Source organism: Geopseudomonas aromaticivorans, from assembly GCF_019097855.1.
Lineage (GTDB): Bacteria > Pseudomonadota > Gammaproteobacteria > Pseudomonadales > Pseudomonadaceae > Geopseudomonas > Geopseudomonas aromaticivorans.
On record NZ_JAHRGL010000053.1, the window covers coordinates 1 to 1,798 of the forward strand.

1 protein-coding gene is annotated in these 1,798 nt (G+C 42.8%); it reads right to left on the reverse strand.

The annotated features are described in order from the left end of the window. Positions 1-766 precede the first annotated feature (766 nt). Complete coding sequence (locus KRX52_RS15880; RefSeq protein WP_217682708.1) at positions 767-985, reverse strand: hypothetical protein; 219 nt, start codon at positions 983-985, stop codon at positions 767-769. Positions 986-1,798: the final 813 nt, after the last annotated feature.

The following is a 1,798-nucleotide window of genomic DNA, read 5'->3' on the forward strand; positions in this document are numbered from 1 at the left end:
TATTTACCTGGTTGTAGTTAACTTCCTTGGGTTACAGTTTTCCTTCCAGAACTTTCTGTAAGGCTGGATTGGTGGATATGTATTGTTTGAATCTGGTTTTGGTATGGAATATCTTGTTTTCTCCATCTATATTGATTGCAAACTTTGCTGGGTATAGTAGTCTGGGCTGGCATCCATGGTCTCTTAGTGTAGGTAGAATATCTATCCAGGACCTTCTGGCTTTCAGAGTTTCCATGGAAAAGTCAGGTGTGATTCTGATAGGTTTGCCTTTATAGGTTACTTGTCCTTTTTCCTTTGCTGCTCTTAATATTTTCTCCTTGTTATGTATGCTTGGTGTTTTGATTATTATGTGGTGAGGAGACCTTTTTTTGGTTCAGTCTATTTGGTGTTCTGTAGGCTTCTTGTATTTTCATTGGCATGTCTTTCTTTAGGTTGGGAAAGTTTTCTTCTATGATTTTGTTGAATATGTTTTCTGTGCCTTTGAGTTGGATTTCTTCACCTTCTTCTATACCTATTATTCTTAGGTTTGGCCTTTTCACTGTATTCAATATTTCCTGGATATTTGTGGTATTTGTGGGATTTGTTGGACTTAAGATTTTCTTTGGTTGATGAATCTATTTCTGCTAGTGTGTCTTCAACTCCTGAGATTCTCTCTTCCATATATTGTATTCTGTTGGTTATGCTTGCATCTGTAGTTCCTGATCATTTACCCAGCTTTTCTATTTCCAGCATTCCCTCAGATTGTGCCTTCTCTATTGTCTCTATTTCAGTTTTTAGGTCTTGAAGGGTTTCCTTGAAAGATTTGTTCATATCTTTTATTTTTTGATTTTTTTTTGTCCATTTCTTTAAGGGGTTTTCTCACATCCTCTTTGAGGTCCTCTATCACTTTCAGGAAGATGTTTTTAAGTTCATTCTCTTCTTCTTCATTTGTTTTTTGATGTTCTGTTCTTGCTGGTGTAAGAATGGGAATGAATATTTTGCCCATTTTCCCTGGTTGAAATGCTAAGTCAGAAGGAACTCCCTTGCATGGGGATGACAGTATCTATCACTCCCTGATGGGGATGCTAGAGAGACAGCAATTCCATGATTGGAATTTACAAAAAAGAAAATGGGGGAATGAAGGAACCGGCTTCCCTTTTGGCAGCCATAACAGCCGAACACGTGCTTGCCATAAACCTGCCTTGGTCACGTAGAGGTCAGATGCCTGTCTCGTGACAAGGAACCTTAGTCACTTAGAGGTCAGATGCCTGTCTTGTGACAAGGAACCAATCAGAAGTTAGCTGGTGGCGCTATGCTTTACGACCCTGGGTGTGCTTTACGGACAAGCGCACAGCAATGACGTAGAGAGCATAGCAACCACCCTGGGAGGGCCTATGGGCCATAACAACCAGTTGACCAATCAACACAGGGCAAGCCCTCCAAGCCTGGAGGCACACCAATCCTGAGCCTGTGCGTACCCCTAGACACTCCCCTTACGCTGCCCTATAAGATCTCTTGGGAGGCTCTAGGTCTTGTCTTTTGCGAGCCATCCACCATGGTGGGTGGGTGAAAGACCCGAGTTAACATGGGGTTAGCTCGTTAAATTACAATAAAGCCTTGTGCAGTTTGCATCAAGCTCTCGAATCCGCCTGGTGATTGGGGTGACCTCGAACGTGGCCTGGGACCCCGGATACCTGAGTTTTCCAGGGGTCTAACAGTCACGGTGTCTAATCACAGCAATAGAAACCCTAACTAGGACAGACTACGTGCGTGTGCATGTGCCTCTGTAGTTGTGCGTTTATATGGATGTCATGCTCCC